This is a genomic window from Streptomyces sp. NBC_01006, from assembly GCF_045162725.1.
Classification (GTDB): domain Bacteria; phylum Actinomycetota; class Actinomycetes; order Streptomycetales; family Streptomycetaceae; genus Streptomyces.
Map to the genome: position 1 here is coordinate 3,768,884 of NZ_CP108700.1, position 15,428 is coordinate 3,784,311.

Sequence of the window (15,428 nt, forward strand, 5' to 3'; positions counted from 1 at the left end):
AGACGTGGCGGTCTGCCTTGCCAGGCTCAGGGAGTCACACCCCACCCCTTCGCCGCCGACCCGAACAGCTTTGTCGGTCAGCCGTTCTCGCCGTCTCCATGGAGGACGGCTTCGGCAATCTGACGTACGCGATCGAGAGTGATGCCGGTGCGCTGCTCGACTGCGAGAGGGTGGTCAGTGGGTTCGAGCTCGATGAAGGGGCGCTGGCCGACCGGGCGGGTGTGAGCGTTCGTCTTCAGGTTGATAGTGCTGGGCGAGTAGATCGGAAGCTCGGTGGTGAGCCAGCCGAAGTACGGCTTCTCCGCTTCGCGTCCCGGCGTGTTCCACATGTCGGCAGCCTGGGAGAAGTTGTCCCGACTGAGCGAAACCCAGACCCCCCACGAGAACACCTCATCGCTGCCGATGACCGGTATCTCGATCAGACCCCTGACGAAGTAGTGCTCGGCGTTGATCACGCACTGGTCCGAGGAGAGCAGGCTGTCGGGCCGGCCCTCGAAGCTCTCGTCCCATATATCGGGAGCTGTGGTGCTGTAGCCCATCGGAAGCTCCGCGTGGAACTCGCCGCAGCATGAGCAGGTGTAGCCGAGATCGTTGGTCATGCGCGGGAGCCTAGCTTCGCCGCGAAGCACGGCCTCCCACGATGAGACCGTGGGCTATCCCGTGCGCTCGACCCACGCGAAGGACGTGCACCAGCGGCGGAAACCCTGGTGCCCCGTTCGGCCTGTGTGGCTCATGCACTCGATGTCCACCGCTGCCCCGTCATCCGATGCCGGCGCCTGCCAGCCGCAGCGCAGGCACTCGGCCTCGAAGGTCACGTCAGTCCCCAGGTGCCGACTGATGCGGTGTTCCACGTACCGCACGACCGAACGCGTCATCGCAGCCTCCGGGTCCGGTGCGGATGGTCGCGGATTTCCACGTCGGCGTCCGTCGCCGCCGACAGATCGCCCAGATCCCGAGCCTTCTGCCGCTGCGCGACCAGGGCCCTACACACGCCACACCCGTCCGCCGGTTTCGGCGGCACGTTCGGCAACGACAGGTACATCGGCCCCGACATCGTCGTCTTCGCTCTGCTCACGCCGTGCGCCTCCCCGCTCGCTCAATCGGTGGAGACGATGGTCCAGCCGCTGACCAGCGGGATCTAGCCCGTTTCCCGTTCACGCAAGAATCCGTCCCGGATGTCAGCGAGCATCGCTCGCATTGCGTCGCCGACGGTGGCCACTGAGGCGAAGCGCTCGTACTTGTCGACGTACAGGGCGACATCTCTGGGATCGGTCACGATCACCTCGGCGTGCGTGGTCTCGACCGTCACCATGCGGTCGTCCCGAATGACGAAGGAGTGCCCCGGGACGTCGGTCTGCGGACGGTCCAGGGGGACGACTCGGACGTCCACATTCGGCAGGCGGGAGACGGAGGCGATGCGGTCCAGTTGTCCGGCCATCATCTCGGGCGGGAGAAGACGCCAGCGCAGCACGGGTTCCGTGATGACGAAGCGGAGCTGTTTGCCAGTGTCGTACAGCACCCGTTGACGCTCGATCCGAGCTCCGATGGTGCGGGCAAGCTGGTCCTCGCTCAGTCCCTTGCCTTGCAACACGGCGCGTACATATTCGGGTGTCTGCAACAGCCCAGGGACCAGGGACGGCTGGAACAGCCGCAGGAGCTTCATCGAGGCTTCCAGAGCCCGGATCTCCTCCTGCTTCCGGTGGAATCCCATACGCCGGAACAGCCGCCAGGCCGTCGCCTCCGTGGCCTGAGCCCGCGCCACAGCCATGTACTCGGCCTTGACCTGCTCGGACACATCCAAGGCCGTAAGGATGCGCTCCACGTCCACCACGCTGGGCGCCACGTGGCCGTTCTCGATCTTCGACAGCTTGGCGGTGGACATGACGGCGCTGCGTGCGACGGCCTTGGCTTCCTTCCCGGACGCCTGCCGGAGCGCCCGCAGCGCCGATCCCAGTTCGGTTCTGTTCACCCGCCGTACTTCGCCCACCATTCGGAAAACGGCTCGGCGTGAGCGAGAGCCGTATCCCGGTAGCGGACGAAGTCCGCCGCACGCCCGGCATCAAGGAAATCCGGCCCGATGAACGCACCCGTGTCGTCGTAGTTCATGACGACCGGGGAAGTCTCGTCGAACAGCCAGAAGTCCGGCACCCCTTCCAGGGGGTTCGGCTTCTCGGTGATGTCCAAGATGAAGAACTCCTCACCGCCCGTCATGTTCTTCATGTACCCCCAGCCGAGCTCGTAGCGGAGGTAGTCCGTCAGCGGTCGGGAGACGGTGTGCACCCGGTACATCCGCTTGCCGGCCTGCGTGGCGGATCGGACGGTCTCGACCCACCCCTCGTTGTAGTCCTCCGGCTGCGCCTCACCCGCGAGGAACGAGCGCAGGTTCTCTGCGCTCGACGGCACGTTGTAGTCGTCCAGGATCTCCAGCCGGAACGCTTCTCGCTCGAAGGTCTTGAACCGCTTCGTCAGGTTGCTAGATGAGCTGATCACGGATGGCCTTCCGGATGAGTTCCATGGGGATCTCGACCAACGTCTCGTGCGCGGGGACTGCCAACCCGTGGTCAGTCGGCGTCTCCCCCTGGACAAGGAGTGTCCCCCTGTCCGTCGCGTACAGCGTTGGGCAGTCCCCGTTCTCACAGCTCGTTACAAGCTTCCTGACCTTCACGCCGTGTCCCCTCGCTGTGCCCGTCTGTGGTCAGATCCCATGCTCTCGACCATCACTGGGTCGGTGCAAGGGCTGGCAGTTTCCAGAACGGGAAAGCTGGGATCGCAGTAGAAGGACCTGAAAGGAAGCTGCAGAGCCCAAAAAACTCAAGCCTCTAGGTCCTCTATGTGCTCCAGAGTGTGAACCGCATCCGGATGCCCCTGTCCCATCAGGCGGACCTGATCCGCATATAGAGCACGGAAAAGCGCCAGCGCCTGCTCAGACTCCCCCATCAGAAGCACATGAAAGGCAAGGCAATCCCGAGCATGCAAGGTTCGACTATCGTCTTTCCCATGCACCCGAGCACGATCTTCAGCAAGCCGCCTGTAGGCCAGCAGAGCAGACGCCATATCCCCAGAGCTACGCAACCACGAGGCGAAACGCATAACCGCTGAAATGGTTTGGGGATGATCTCGACCGAGGGTCATTTCACAATCCACAAGCAGTTTTGAGAAGCCAGATACCGCCACATCGATTTCGCCGCTTCGCCCCTTCCAGTGCCACAGGAGCCCTTGCGCATCAAGAGTATTAGGGTGTCGCGGACCCCTTTCTATCAGATTCACCTTTAGGATCTCCTTGCTGATCACAGCAGCTGCCGCCGGGTCCCCACCTGCACCAATAGCATCCGCCAAATGAGCTTGGATCTCCAGCACACTTGGATGCCCAGCCCCCAACGCTTTCCTCTGGTCCACTAGAAGCGACTCGAACACTCCAACGGCTCGCGCAAATGACTCGGCCTCCGCATAAAAGTCACCCAGACGATGACGCGCAGCGAATGTTTCCTCGCTACACTCCCCATGAATTCGAGCAACGTCTCGTATAACCTCGCACAGCAGGATGATCGCACCATCCATGTCACCTGATGCAGCAACCTCATCCGCGAGATGCATCCGAGTATGGTGTGTATGTGGATGATCTCGACCATAGAGTCGAATTTCATCTTCTAGCAATTCCTCGCAAGTCGCGAATGCGCCAGCCAAATCACCTGCGCGACTGCGAGCCGCAACCAACCTTCGACGGGTGTCGAGGGTCCACTCGCTATCAGCCCCCTGGACCCGAATTCTGTCGCGAAGGAGTTCCTCGAAAGCTCGAACAGACGCAATCGAATCACCGACACCACCCAGGAACTCGGCTATTACGCTCCGCACATGGAGGACATCTTCGGCGTCATCGTCTTGCTTCCTAGTCTCATCCACTAGGAGTGATTCATATTCTGCCAAGGCACCGGGCAAGTCACCAGCCTGGTCCATAGCGTCTGCCTGGTGAAGCCGTATGCAATACAAATCCGAGTGATCGGGATCGATTGCTTCGACTGCCGCCCGCAGATCGGTAAAGTGATCAATAGCGGAAGCTGCCAGACCTGCTTCAAGGAGGCTCTGACCATGCCGGAAGAGAAGTTCGTGACACCACTCATCAATAAGTACCGAACCGTGGTTACGACGCAATATTTCCGCACTAGAGCGCAGCGCTTGGACATCACCCGATTGAGCTGAACCATCGGGCCAAAGTTCCAGCAGGCCATCAGCCATAGCCAGGGCCGCCTCAGCGAGCGCCTCCGGCTCTAATTCCTCAATGACTACGCGCTGAACGAGGGCGTGCACTCTGATCAGAGCAGACTCACCATCCACGCCATCACCGATTTCTATCAGGCTAAGCTTGCGCAGATTTTGGAGTGCACCCCGAGCATCATGGACCTCAATTTCCCCGTCCTGCGCATTGCCAGAGATCGTGACAGTCCTGTTCCTGGACAAGTATTCCAGGCCAGCCCGAGTAACAAAAACATCCCCAAGAAAACCACTGGGGTCGAGAATGGCTGCAAGATGAAGCGCAGGACGGGCCAACCCGGACGGCGATAGGGAATCTGCTTGCTCAATAGAAAGCGACCACGTAGCGGCAACAGTGGTTTGGTGATCATCCGGAAGACTAGTTGAGTCCGGAAGCAATTTACTGAGCGAGCGCCTCTTATCAGCAAGGAGCGAACGGTAGCTCGCGCATTCCATGTTTACATCGACGAGGTAGGCGGCGCATTGAGCGAGTGCCAATGGCAGATGGCCGAGATCTAGCGAAACGAGAGAAGCCTCTTCTAGGTCAATCTCTCGGCCATGAGCCGCTAGTTTACTCGTTAGATACCTGACCGCTTCTGTCGGCTTGAAAAGGCCCACATCAATACGCTTGCAGGACGGGCCAGACAGTGCCGAATCTCGACGACGAGTAGTTGCTAGAACCTTGCCGGTTGCGCTACTCGGAGGCCACAGGCCACTGAGGGTACCCGGTCCAGCTACATTATCAAGTACAACCAGCCACCTAAGAGAAGTGGTCTGCGCCCAGCTCAGGAATCTGTTAGCGGTGCTCTCAGGATCACTACCGTCCACCCCCGAGATATCGCAGATCGCCCGACTGTAAGCGGATTGAACGCTCTCGCGACTGGCCGCAGAGGCCCACACAATAACATCGAATAGATTCTCCGCCAAAGCCTGCCTGGCGTAGTATGCGGCGAGTTGGGTTTTCCCCACTCCACCCGAACCCATCAAAAACTTCACCTGAATGTCGCCATTGGACGCGTTCAACAGATCAAGTTGATCGCGCCGCTGAAAACATTCAGCCTCGCGCGGAATGTTACCAACCAAAAGGGGCCAGCGGTTTGTCTCACGTGGCTGACCATTGAGAACAACTTGAGCTATATAACCCGCTGCGAGACTGCCTGCGTTAGCGAAGATCGAAGTGTCCGCAGCGACTTCTAGGCCTTGTGTACCGCCGGCAGCAGTCAGCCCTGATCCGCCGCCGGCTGCTGAGGGAGTTCCATGTGCAGGCCGCCTTCAACGTTGAGCACACCGCCCGCCACTGAACCGTGTTGGGCCTGCACTTGGAGGTCTCCACCGACCGCCAGACCTTGCTGCCCCGCGGATGTACTCCCACGACCAAGTCCCCCGAGAGCCACGACGTCACGCAAGCTCTGTAGGGCTTCGTTCTGTGCCTCCGGGGGCAGCTCGTCCAGGAAGTCCTCGAACCGAGTCCGCCAGGAGTCTTCGAGCCGCGTATGGATAGCGTCGTGTCCGTCGGGCGCCTGCTCCAGCTCGCCAGCTGTACGGTCCAAGCGAGTCAAGACTGCTTGTTCGCGGGTGGCGTCACCCCTTCCCAGCAAGACCCCAACCCGACCCCGCACAAGCATCCACACATCTGTACCGATGGCCTGTACGACTGCCGTACCGCCTGCCGCTGCAATGGCGGTCAAAGCCTCGTTCAGCATGCAGTATCCCCTCCCGCTGCGCCCTCAATGAACGATAGACGAGCACGTGGCAAAGCACTCGGAGTCGGCACAACTGCCCACAGCAACGGGGCTTCTGGGGGTTGTGGGCAGCCATGAACCGTGTCGCGGTTGGTGAGGCAGAGACAGCACGCTGAAACAGGCAGACCCGCGACTCCCCCTGGGTCGCGGGTCTGCAGCGCAGCTTCTGGCGCCTACGGCGTGGGTCAGTCGGCCAGCGGGAGGTAGACCCGGTTGCCCGAGGCTGCGAACTCGGCCGACTTCTTGAGCATGCCCTCGGCGATCTGTTCCTCCGACGCCGCCAGCTCGACACCGCCGAACTACTCAGCGATGCTTCTGCTGATGTCCATCGACCTGATCATCGTCGACGACATCCGGCTCCTGCTCGTCTCCCCGGACGCCGCCGAGGGCTTCTACCGGCTGGTCGATGCATGTATGAGGGCCGACCACCAAGAGCGTACGGACGGCGGTGGTCAGCCGTACATGAGTCAACGCGACTATGCGCGTTGTCGCATAAACCGAGGGCTGCGCGGGCCGCTCTTGCCTGGAGTGGACTCGAAGCAGTTGGCTTGGGTCTCATGAAGTACACGCAGCTCGGACGCACCGGACTCAAGGTCAGCCGACTTGTACTCGGCACGATGAACTTCGGTCCGCAGACAGACGAACCGACCAGCCACGGCATCCTGGACGCCGCCCTCGACGCGGGTCTGAATTTCGTGGACACGGCCAATGTGTATGGGTGGGGTGAGAACAAGGGCCGTACCGAGGAGATCATCGGCACCTGGTTCGCCCAGGGCGGTGGCCGCCGGGAGAAGACGGTCCTCGCGACCAAGGTCTACGCCTCCATGTCCCGCGAGGGCGAGACCTGGCCGAACGAGGACCGGCTGTCGGCGCTGAACATCCGCCGGGCCGTCGAGGCCAGCCTCAAGCGGCTCCAGACCGACCACATCGACGTCTACCAGTTCCACCACATCGACCGCCGGACCCCCTTCGAGGAGATCTGGCAGGCCGTGGACGTGCTGATCCAGCAGGGCAAGATCCTCTACGCGGGCTCTTCCAACTTCCCCGGCTACAAGATCGCCCAGGCCAACGAGACCGCCGCCCGGCGCGGGATGGTCGGCCTGGTCAGCGAGCAGTGCCTCTACAACCTCGCCGAGCGGCGGGCCGAGATGGAGGTCATCCCGGCCGCGCAGGAGTACGGCCTCGGGGTCATCCCCTGGTCCCCGCTCCACGGCGGGCTGCTGGGCGGCGTCATCAAGAAGGAGGTCGAGGGCGGCCGCCGCGCCTCCGGTCGCTCCGCGGACGCCCTGGCCAACAGCTCCGTACGGGCGCAGGTGCAGGCGTACGAGGACCTGCTCGACAAGCACGGCCTGGAGCCCGGCGAAACCGCCCTGGCCTGGCTGCTCACCCGGCCGGGCGTGACGGGCCCCATCGTCGGCCCGCGCACCGCCGAGCAGCTCGACAGCGCCCTGCGCGCGCTGGAACTGGAGCTGGGCGAAGAGGTGCTGGCCGGGCTGGACGAGATCTTCCCGGGCCCGGGGCCGTCCCCGGAGGCCTTCGCCTGGTGATCAGGCAGCTGTACGTACGGTGGTCGTCGTCCCTTCGTCCTGGGCGGCGACCACCTCCGACTCAAGCTGGCGTTAAAGTGCCTGCTTGGCGGTGTCGAAGAAGTTCAGGCCAGCGCCGTGCGCGGCATCCATGATCGAGTGGCTGGTGGGTTCGTCTGTCTGCGGACCGAAGTTCATCGTGCCGAGTACAAGTCGGCTGACCTTGAGTCCGGTGCGTCCGAGCTGTGTGTACTTCATGAACCCCAAGCCAACTGCCTGGAGTCCACTCCAGGCAAGGCCCCGCGCGGACGGGCTGCCGCCCGGGGCGCGGCTACTGGCCCACGGCGGCTGCCACGGCCACGACGACGAACATCAGCACGAGTACACCGGCCATCACACGGTTTCGGGTCTTGGGATCCACCCGTCGAGCGTAACGCGGGCGCCCGGGGTTCCCGTACCGAGGGGCGTCAGGCGGCCAGGGGCCAGGCCTCGACCACCTCGTAGCGGGGCTGCTCCCCGGGGACGCCTCCCGTCGGGAGGTTGCTGCGGACCAGGCTGAGCTCCCCGACCTGCCAGGGCGTGCCCTCGAAGCCCGCCAGGGCGTCGACGTACGGGTGCATGTCGGCGCCGGTGCGGCTGCGGGCCAGGGTGAGGTGGGGGGTGTAGCGGCGGTGGTGCTCCATCGGCACCCCGGCCCGGCGGGCGGCGGCGTCGGCGCGCTCGGCGAGCATCCGCATCGGGTCGAGCCCGCCGGCCGCGCCGACCCACAGGGCGCGGTCGCCGAAGTGCCCGGAGCCGTGGATGCGCAGGCCGAAGGGTGCGGTGCGGTGGGCGGCGCGGGCCAGGCGGGCGTGCAGGTCCACCAGGAGCTCCTCACGCACCTCGCCCATGAAGGCGAGGGTGAAGTGCCAGCCCGCCTCCCCCGTCCAGCGCAGCCGGTCGTCCCGGAGGGGCGCCACTGCTTCGCGCAGCTCCTCGACGGCCTGCTGGGGCGGCATCAACGCGGCGAACAGCCTCATGGGCGCGAGCCTAACCCGGACGACGGGTCGGGCTCGCGCCGGGCGGGTTACGCGTCCGCGATCGGGATCTGGTGAGCCGCCGACGACGCCGACGCCGCCGTCATGCCGTTCACCGGGGTGGTGTCCGGGGCGGCCGGCTGGGACATCGACGAGAGCAGCTGGCGGGCCAGGCCCAGGCCCGTGCCGCCCATGGTCAGCGCCTTGGCGAACATCTCCGACATGCCCTCCGCGCCGTTCAGGAGGACCATGTGCTCCACGTTGCCGAAGGCACCCGCGCCCGCCTCCACGATCGCCGGCCAGTTCTCGGCGAGCTGTTGGGCGACGACCGCCTCCTGGTTCTCGGCCAGTGCGGCGGCCCGCGCCTTGATGGCGTCGGCCTCGGCGAGGCCCTTCGCCTTCGCCGACGCCGCGACCGCGAGGCCCTTCGCCTGGGTGGCGGCGGCCTCGGCCTCACCGGTCGCCCGGGTGGCCTTCGCGGCCGCCAGACCCCGGGCCTCGGTGGCCGCCGCGTCCGCGGTCGCCGCCGTGGTCACTCGCGTGGCCTCGGCCGCGGCCGCCAGCTCGGTCTCCTTGGCCTTGGCCTGCGCCGCCGAGATGCGGGCGTCGCGCTCGGCCTCGGCGCGGGTGCGGGTCTCGTACGCCGCCGCGTCCGCGGGCTTGCGTACGTCCGCCTGGAGCTGCTGCTCGCGCCGGTGGGCTTCGAGCTCGGCGACCCGGGTCTCCTGTACGACGACCTCCTGGCGGGCCGCCGCCTCCGAGAGCGGGCCCGCCTGGCGGGCGGTCGCGGCGGCCTTGTCGCGCTCGGCCTGGTAGCCGGCCTGGAGGATCTCGCTGTCGCGGGTGGCCTCCGCCATCCGCGCGAACGCGGTCTGCTCGGCCTCGGTGGCCAAACGGTTCGCCTCGGCCTGCGCGATGCGCGCGTCCCGCTGGACGGCGGCCGCGTGCGGCATCGCCAGGTTCTTGATGTAGCCGGTCGGGTCCTCGATCTCGTGGATCTGGAGCGAGTCGACGATGAGGCCGAGCTTCTCCATCTCCGTACCGCAGGCCGCCCGGGTCTGCCCCGTCAGCTTCTCCCGGTCGCGGATCATGTCCTCGACCGTCAACCCGCCCACGATGGACCGCAGATGGCCCGCGAAGACGATGTGCACCCGCTCGGGCATCATCTTCTGCTGGTCCAGGAAGCGGCGTGCCGCGTTCGCGATGGACACGAGGTCGTCGCCGATCTTGAAGATCACGACGCCCTTCACCCGCAGCGGGATGCCCTGGTGGGTCACGCAGTCCACGTTCAGCTGGGTCTCGTTGAGGTCCAGCGAGAGCTTGCGCACCGCCTGCACACCGGGGACCACGAGGGTTCCGCGCCCGGTGACGATCCGGAACCCCATGCCCTCGCCGATGCCCTCGGTGCGGTGCGTGGAGCCGGAGATGACGAGTGCCTCGTTGGGTTCGGCCACCCGCCACATGAGCTTGAACAGGCCGATCAAAGCCAGGATTGCGGCGAGAACGATTCCCGCCACGACGCCGATAGCCATCGGCAACGCCCCCTTATCGCAGTGCCGTTCGACACTGACGAGGGCGAGTGTGCTCCTGTGGCGGGCCGTTAAGAAGACGCTGGTGCTTTCTTGTCGCCATCTTGATACGAACCACATCCGCGCAGGTGGCGCCGGGGCTCAGTTGTCGTACGCCGCCATCACGTACACCGTGCGCGGCGGCAGGTACTCGACGACGGTCACGACCGTCCCGACCTCCAGCCGGCCCGTCCCGTGCGCCGGATGGGCGAGGAAGTGCTCCGCGCCGCCCCGGATGCGGACGATCACCTCGCCCACGAGCCCGGGGCCCACCGTGCCGGTCACCCGGCCGTCCAGCCCCACCATGCCGTCTTCCCCCATGCGCCGAGGGTACGCCGCCGGTGCGGGGCCGGCGCCCCGCCGTGCGGCCCGCACTCCTCGCCGCGTACGGCTACGAGTGCCCGAGGTCCGCGGCCGGGAGGTCCGCCGAGGGGACCGAGCCCGTGTCGGGGGCCGGGCGCAGCGGGAACTCGTCCGTGGCCATCGAGTCGAGCACCGGCGGCGCCGGGCGCAGCGGCTTCGGCATGACCGCGGCCTCCGAGTGGCCGCCGCAGCCGTACGAGAGCGAGACGAGGTGTCCGTCGGCCGGGCCGAACTCGTTGGCGCAGACGCCGAAGGCCTGGCCCAGCGAGCCGCCGATGGCGACGAGGAACCCGCAGGAGACGCAGGAGGCGGGCGCGGCCTGCGCCATCGGGGTCTTGGCGCCGAAGGACTCGTCCCAGCGGTCGGCGGCGCTGTGCAGCCCGTACCGGGACAGGACCCGGGCGCGCCGCATGCCGAGCTCCTCGGCGACGGAGGTGATGGAGCCCCGTACGGGGACCACGGCGCGGTCGGTGACGTCGGCGTCCTCGGCCTCGACCAGTTCGGCCATCTCGGTGGAGACGACCGAGTTCGGCGGCGGCGCGTCCTCGCCCGACCAGCCCGGCTCCAGCCGCAGGTCCTCGGCGTCGGTGGGCAGCAGGTCGCCGGGGCCCATGTCACCCGGGCGCAGCCGCTCGCTCCACGGCACCCACTCGGGTGCGAGCAGCGCGTCCTCACCGGGAAGCAGCACCGTTTCGTCGAGGGTGACGTTCTTGGCGCGGGAGGCGCGCGTGACGGTGACGGCCCAGCGCCAGCCCCGGTAGCCCGGGTCCTTGCACTCGAAGAAGTGCGTGACGACCCGGTCACCCTCCGCGACGGCGGAGACGTGCTCGCCCACCACGGAGGGAGCGGCGGCTTCCTCGGCCGCCGTGCGGGCGAGGTCTACCGCCTCGGCGCACAGGCGGTCGGGGGTACGGCTTCGCGTCGTCGCAGCACTCACAGGTCTCGTTCTCTCCTACGCCGTCTCACGAGTGCGCCGTCCGTACTGTCGTCCTGAACGACCCGTCGGTCCTGTCCGTACGTGGTGCGGGCGGAGCGGACCAGAGGGCCGCGTCGACGTCCGCACCCGATCGGCCTCGGGCGCACCCACCTGCCATCCATTCTGCGGGACGGCGAAGAGGCGCGCGGCCGAGAGCAACCGCCGGTGGCGCGCTACGCACGCTACCTCCTTCGACGCCTTGGGCCCACATGCAAGGTCCGATTCGCGGACGCGACCCTGTGCCGACATCGCCCCTACGACCTCCCGACGCCGGCCCGACGGCGATCCGTCGGGTGCCCGTAACGCGCCGGGACGGGACCGTGAGGGGCGCGTGGGGCACTATGGCGGGTGTGGCACCCGTACGGTCGTCCCGCGACGGCTCGGGACCGGCCAGGCGGGCCGGCCGGGCCGTCGGGCGTGCCCTGCAGCGCCCCTTCACCGGTACGGCGCGCGGGATCCGGCGGGCCACGCACGCGCACGGGGCCGGCGAATCGGGTCTCGGCAAGCTGATCGAACTGCACGCCATCAACGGCGCCGGCGATGTGATGATCACAGTGGCGTTGGCCTCGACGGTGTTCTTCTCGGTACCCACGGACGAGGCACGCGGCCGGGTCGCCCTGTACCTGGCGATCACCATGGCCCCCTTCACCGTCCTGGCCCCGGTGATCGGCCCGGCGCTGGACCGGCTGCCGCACGGCCGGCGGGCCGCGATGGCCTGCGCGATGCTCGCGCGGGCGCTGCTCGCGGTGATGATGTCGGGCGCGGTGGCCACGGGAGGGCTGGAGCTCTACCCGGCGGCGCTGGGCGTGCTGGTCGCGTCCAAGGCGTACGGGGTGGTCCGCAGCGCGGTGGTGCCGCGGCTGCTCCCGCCGAATTTCTCACTCGTCAAGGCGAACTCCCGGGTCACCCTGGCGGGCCTGCTCGCCACCGGCGCGGCGGCGCCCGTCGCGGCGGGGCTGCACACCATCGGGCCGCCGTGGCCGCTGTACGGGGCCTGCGCCATCTTCGTCTGGGGCACGTTCGCGGCGTTCTCGCTGCCCCACAAGGTGGACGAGGCCAAGGGCGAGCGGCGGGCCCGGCTGTCCACGCACGAACCGCACTCGCGCAAGCCCGGCCTGCGCACGGTGAGCCCGTCGGTGCTGTGCGGTCTGCTGGCGAACGCCTCGATGCGCGCACTGTCCGGGTTCCTGATCTTCTTCCTGGCGTTCCTGCTGCGCGAGCACCCGCTCGCCGGACAGAGCGCGGCCGTCTCCCTGGGCATCGTGGGCGTCTCGGCGGGCGTCGGGAACGCCTGCGGGACGGCGGCGGGTGCGTGGCTGCGGGCTCGGGCACCCGAGACGATCATCGCGGCGGTGCTGTCGGTGACCCTGGGGGTCGCGATCCTGGCCGCGGTGTTCTTCAGCGGGCTGTTCATGGCCGTACTGGGGGCCACGGCGGGCTTCTGCCAGGCGCTGGCCAAGCTGTCGCTGGACGCGATGATCCAGCGGGACGTGCCCGAGGCCGTACGGACGTCCGCGTTCGCCCGTTCGGAGACGCTGCTCCAGATGGCGTGGGTGCTGGGCGGCGCGATCGGCATCGTGCTGCCGCTGAACGGGGTCCTGGGGATGGCCGTGGCCGCGGCGATCGTCGCGGCGGGCACCGTGATGGCCCTGCGCGGCCGCCTCTCCGCCCCCCGGCACCACCCGTCGGGCTCCGCCCGCCCCCGAGTGGCGTAGGGCGTGTCCGGCGGGGATTTCCAGTGGGTTCATGCCGGGCAAACCGGGCCGGCCGGGCCGGCCGCGCGCCGCGCGGCAGGCCACGGACACCCCCGTGCGGCGGCGGAGCGGGGTGGCCCGATAGCCTTCGGCTCATGACCGCACCGCTTTTCTCGGGTAGGGGCCGCCGCAGCGTCGCGGCCCTCGGAGCCGTGTCCGCCGGCCTCCTCCTTCTCTCCGCCTGCGACAAGCCGACGCCGCTGGCGACCGTGACGGTCGGCACGTCGTCGGTGTCCACCGAGGCCGTCTGCTCCGACTCCAAGGAGCTCTCCATGGACAAGGTCCAGGAGTGCCTCACCGACATGAAGGACGCCAAGACCATCGACTACGGCCGCGGGGACACCCTGCGTCTCGGCGTCGAGCCGGAAGTCGTCGAGGACGGCAAGCGGTGGCAGGCGGTCCTGGACGGCCAGCCGATCACCGAGCCCTCCTCCAACACCTACCGCAGCTTCCCGGGCGCCGACCTCTTCGCCACCGGTGGCCAGGGCGAGGCCCCGTCCTCCAAGAAGCTGAACATCGTCCAGGTCGGCGAGGACGGCAAGCCGCTCGCCGTCTGGGCCTACAACGTCAAGCTCAAGTAGCCACGTACCGACGGTGCGCGCGCTCATCGTGACCGCGGTGGCGGCGGAGGCAGACTCCGTCGCCAGTGGCCTGACCGGGCCCACCCCTCATCCGGACCCGGTGACGCCGGAGCCGCGCGCCCTACCCGGCGGATACCTCCTCTCCCGGCGCGATCTGCCCGGTCTCGCCGTCGACGTCCTCGTCGGCGGGGTGGGGCCGGCCGCCGCCGCGGCCGCCACGGCCACCGCCCTCGCGCTGGCCGAGTACTCCCTCGTCGTCTCCGCCGGCATCGGCGGCGGGTTCCAGCCCGCCGCCCCGGTCGGCTCCCTCGTGGTCGCCGACGCCGTCGTCGCCGCCGACCTCGGGGCCGAGACCCCCGACGGCTTCCTCGACGTACAGCAGCTCGGCTTCGGGCACAGCGTCCACCTGCCGCCCGCCGAGCTCGCCGCCCGCGCCGCCGAGGCCACCGGGTCGCTGCTCGCGCCCGTGCTGACCGTCTCCACCGTCACCGGCACCGCCGAGGGCGCGGCCCGGCTCGCCGCCCGGCACCCGCTCGCCGGGGCCGAGGCCATGGAGGGCTTCGGCGTCGCCGAGGCGGCCGCCGCCCACGGGCTGCCCGTACTGGAGATCCGCGCCGTGTCCAACGCCGTCGGCCCCCGCGACCGCGACGCCTGGCGGATCGGGGACGCGCTGGCCGCGCTCACCGCCGGATTCCGCGCCCTGGGGCCCGTACTCGTCACCTGGGGAGAACGCCATGAGCACCGCTGAACGGCCCGCTGCACAGCCGTCCGAACGGCCCGCCGAACCGCTCGCCATCGCCTATTCGCCCTGCCCGAACGACACGTTCGTCTTCGACGCCTGGGCCCACGGCCGGGTGCCGGGCGCGCCCGCCCTCGACGTCACCTTCGCCGACATCGACATCACCAACGGCATGGCCGAGCGCGGCGAGCTGGACGTGCTGAAGGTGTCGTACGCCGTGCTGCCGTGGGTGCTGGAGGAGTACGCGCTGCTGCCGTGCGGCGGGGCGCTGGGGCGCGGCTGCGGGCCGCTCGTCCTCACGCGTGAGCCGGGGGTGGACCTGGCCGGCAGGACCGTCGCCGTGCCCAGCGAACGCTCCACCGCCTACCTGCTGTTCCGGCTGTGGGCCGCGGACGTGCTGCCCGAGGGCGTGGGCAAGGTGGTCGTGCTGCCGTTCCACGAGATCATGCCGGCCGTCCGCGACGGCCGGGTCGACGCCGGACTGGTCATCCACGAGGCCCGGTTCACCTATCAGGAGTACGGGCTGCACTGCCTGGCCGACATGGGCGAGCACTGGGAGTCCACGACCGGCCTGCCCATCCCGCTCGGCGCGATCATCGCGAAGCGCTCGCTGGGCGCCGGGACGCTGCGCGCGCTGGCCGAGTCGGCCCGTACGTCGGTCCGGATGGCATGGGAGGACCCGGAAGCTTCCCGCCCGTACGTCCGCGCCCACGCGCAGGAGCTGGACCCGGCCGTCGCCGACCAGCACATCGGGCTGTACGTCAACGAGTTCACCGCCGACCTGGGCGATGCCGGGTACGCGGCGGTGCGCGGGCTGTTGACGCGGGCCGCGGCGGAGGGTCTGGTACCGGCCATCGCGCCGGGTTCACTGGACTTCCCGTAGGCCGTTTTCACGTACCTACGACGGTGCCCCGG

The 15,428-nt window shown here is 68.0% G+C and carries 15 protein-coding genes and 2 pseudogenes; 6 read left to right on the plus strand and 11 right to left on the minus strand.

Annotation, left to right across the window (positions count from 1 at the left end):
- Nucleotides 1–77 precede the first annotated feature (77 nt).
- The 6 genes from OG509_RS17040 to OG509_RS17065 all read right to left on the minus strand — a co-directional run bounded on the left by OG509_RS17040 (nt 78) and on the right by OG509_RS17065 (nt 5,331).
- Nucleotides 78–539: a DUF2199 domain-containing protein gene (locus tag OG509_RS17040; protein WP_406187606.1), complete on the minus strand. Its 462-nt coding sequence runs from the start codon at nt 537–539 to the stop codon at nt 78–80.
- Between the two features lie 332 nt (nt 540–871).
- The gene (locus OG509_RS17045; RefSeq protein ID WP_406183399.1) at nt 872–1,075 is read right to left on the minus strand and encodes a hypothetical protein; all 204 of its coding nucleotides are present in this window, start codon (nt 1,073–1,075) and stop codon (nt 872–874) included.
- Between the two features lie 63 nt (nt 1,076–1,138).
- On the minus strand, nt 1,139–1,969 hold the full coding sequence (locus OG509_RS17050; protein WP_406183400.1) for a helix-turn-helix domain-containing protein: 831 nt from the start codon (nt 1,967–1,969) through the stop codon (nt 1,139–1,141).
- A complete protein-coding gene (locus OG509_RS17055; protein ID WP_406183401.1) occupies nt 1,966–2,490 on the minus strand; it encodes a DUF6879 family protein in 525 nt (174 codons plus the stop codon). The genes OG509_RS17050 and OG509_RS17055 overlap by 4 nt, the downstream gene beginning before the upstream one ends.
- The gene (locus OG509_RS17060) at nt 2,474–2,665 is read right to left on the minus strand and encodes a hypothetical protein (RefSeq protein ID WP_404959443.1); all 192 of its coding nucleotides are present in this window, start codon (nt 2,663–2,665) and stop codon (nt 2,474–2,476) included. Before OG509_RS17060 ends, OG509_RS17055 begins: the two co-directional genes overlap by 17 nt.
- 146 nt (nt 2,666–2,811) lie before the next feature.
- Nucleotides 2,812–5,331, minus strand: coding sequence for an NB-ARC domain-containing protein (locus OG509_RS17065; RefSeq protein WP_406183402.1), 2,520 nt, complete (start codon nt 5,329–5,331; stop codon nt 2,812–2,814).
- 986 nt (nt 5,332–6,317) lie between these two features.
- On the opposite strand from OG509_RS17065, the pseudogene OG509_RS17070 reads away from it, so the two are divergent.
- Nucleotides 6,318–6,401: pseudogene (locus OG509_RS17070) on the plus strand (ATP-binding protein); the annotation flags it as partial.
- Between the two features lie 146 nt (nt 6,402–6,547).
- Nucleotides 6,548–7,537 (plus strand): aldo/keto reductase, encoded by a 990-nt coding sequence (locus tag OG509_RS17075; RefSeq protein ID WP_406183403.1) that lies wholly within the window; start codon nt 6,548–6,550, stop codon nt 7,535–7,537.
- Between the two features lie 87 nt (nt 7,538–7,624).
- Here the strand turns inward: OG509_RS17075 and OG509_RS17080 are convergent.
- From OG509_RS17080 to OG509_RS17100, 5 genes and pseudogenes are all read right to left on the minus strand, one after another.
- Nucleotides 7,625–7,774, minus strand: a pseudogene (locus OG509_RS17080) (aldo/keto reductase); the annotation flags it as partial.
- A gap of 209 nt (nt 7,775–7,983) precedes the next feature.
- Entirely contained in the window at nt 7,984–8,535 is a 552-nt protein-coding gene (thpR, locus tag OG509_RS17085; RefSeq protein WP_406183404.1) for an RNA 2',3'-cyclic phosphodiesterase, read from the minus strand.
- A gap of 47 nt (nt 8,536–8,582) precedes the next feature.
- Nucleotides 8,583–10,064 carry a flotillin family protein gene (locus OG509_RS17090; RefSeq protein ID WP_406183405.1) on the minus strand — a complete coding sequence of 494 codons (1,482 nt, stop codon included), beginning with the start codon at nt 10,062–10,064 and terminating at the stop codon, nt 8,583–8,585.
- 138 nt (nt 10,065–10,202) lie between these two features.
- Nucleotides 10,203–10,421 (minus strand): hypothetical protein, encoded by a 219-nt coding sequence (locus OG509_RS17095; RefSeq protein WP_385588903.1) that lies wholly within the window; start codon nt 10,419–10,421, stop codon nt 10,203–10,205.
- Nucleotides 10,422–10,491: 70 nt separating this feature from the next.
- On the minus strand, nt 10,492–11,400 hold the full coding sequence (locus OG509_RS17100; protein ID WP_387288100.1) for a DUF3027 domain-containing protein: 909 nt from the start codon (nt 11,398–11,400) through the stop codon (nt 10,492–10,494).
- A gap of 380 nt (nt 11,401–11,780) precedes the next feature.
- On the opposite strand from OG509_RS17100, the gene OG509_RS17105 reads away from it, so the two are divergent.
- From OG509_RS17105 to OG509_RS17120, 4 genes are all read left to right on the plus strand, one after another.
- Complete coding sequence (locus OG509_RS17105) at nt 11,781–13,154, plus strand: MFS transporter (protein WP_406183406.1); 1,374 nt, start codon at nt 11,781–11,783, stop codon at nt 13,152–13,154.
- Between the two features lie 134 nt (nt 13,155–13,288).
- A complete protein-coding gene (locus tag OG509_RS17110) occupies nt 13,289–13,774 on the plus strand; it encodes a DUF2771 domain-containing protein (protein WP_385588897.1) in 486 nt (161 codons plus the stop codon).
- Nucleotides 13,775–13,787: 13 nt separating this feature from the next.
- Nucleotides 13,788–14,522 (plus strand): futalosine hydrolase, encoded by a 735-nt coding sequence (locus OG509_RS17115; protein ID WP_406183407.1) that lies wholly within the window; start codon nt 13,788–13,790, stop codon nt 14,520–14,522.
- Nucleotides 14,509–15,396, plus strand: coding sequence for a 1,4-dihydroxy-6-naphthoate synthase (locus OG509_RS17120; protein WP_406183408.1), 888 nt, complete (start codon nt 14,509–14,511; stop codon nt 15,394–15,396). The genes OG509_RS17115 and OG509_RS17120 overlap by 14 nt, the downstream gene beginning before the upstream one ends.
- The last annotated feature ends 32 nt before the right edge of the window (nt 15,397–15,428 follow it).